The sequence below is a fragment of the Streptomyces sp. NPDC007095 genome (assembly GCF_040634475.1).
Classification (GTDB): Bacteria; Actinomycetota; Actinomycetes; order Streptomycetales; family Streptomycetaceae; genus Streptomyces.
Genome location: NZ_JBEYFS010000543.1, coordinates 1 through 1,092 on the forward strand (window position 1 = coordinate 1; position 1,092 = coordinate 1,092).

A 1,092-nucleotide genomic window follows, 5' to 3' on the forward strand; every position below is an offset into this window, starting at 1 on the left:
GCCGGGATGGAAGATGCAGGTGTCGCAGCGGTGGGCGCACAGCCGTACGGCGCCGGTGAGCGGATCGGCGACGTCGGCGTTCGGCTCGTCCTCTTGCGGCTCGACGCCGTCGTCGTTCATACGAATCAGCTCCGGCACGTCGTCTTGGCCCGGCCTGGTGTACTGGTTCACCGTCGCCCTCCACAGCCCGCGTGCCCGCATCCGCCGCAGAAGCCTGCACTGTTACATGCACACGGGCAGGGTCCCGGCCTACGGCCGTGACCCGCCTGGTGGCCGCGAGGGCCCACCTGGGCGGGCCCAACACTGGCGACGGGCGGAGGTTCAAAGCGAGTGCGCTGAGCCGCCGTGGACAGCAAGTCCACTTTGGTTGCCAGAGGCAGGCCGTCGAGTCGGGCCAGCAGGTCCGTCAGACGGGGATCGGTCAAGCCGGAGGCGACCTGCCCAGCAGCGTTGACAACGTGCCAGGCGGCCTCGGCGGCGAGCAACGCGGCCCATTCGGGCGACAAGGCCCCCGCTGTGTCGAGGACCGAGCTGTTCTCGGCGGCGGTGACCAGCAGGGCTTCCAGACCGGGCCATTCCGCGTCACCGGAATTGTCGAGGACGATCTGGCTGTGGGCGAGGATGGCGTGAACGCGGGCGCGGTCGGCGTGCAGGCCGATACCAGGCATGGCGAAGATCCTTCCAGGGGGCGGGCCGGTGCGTTGCTCCGGCCCGGTGCACGAGGCACGCGGGCGGGGGTGGGGCGGGGACCCGACTGCGGGCCCCGCGTGGTCAACTCCCCTCGGCTATCCGCCGGGGCGCCGCACGGTGGCCTGGTAGCTCTCCACGACAAGGCCGAGCTGGTTCATCTGCTGCGCGAAGCGCGCGGCGTGCAGGTCGGTGGTGTGGCCGGTGTTCTGGAGCAGACCGGTGACCGGCACGAAGGCCGGGTCCAGGCCGGGGTTGAGGGTGTCGTCGAGGCGGTCGCGTACGCGGGCGGCGTGGCGGCGCAGCTTGCCGTGGAGCCGGTCGGCTTCGCGGGCGGTGTTCCAGACCAGGTCGGCCAGTTCGCCCAGTGCGGTGCCGCGTTCCTGCCGCTGGTGGCCGAGGAGC

The 1,092-nt window shown here is 71.6% G+C and carries 1 protein-coding gene; it reads right to left on the reverse strand.

What is annotated here, in order from left to right; all coding sequences use genetic code 11:
- Positions 1–785 precede the first annotated feature (785 nt).
- Positions 786–1,092, reverse strand: a 307-nt coding sequence (locus ABZ656_RS58100; RefSeq protein ID WP_360280892.1) for a hypothetical protein, incomplete at its 5' end; no start/stop codon positions are given.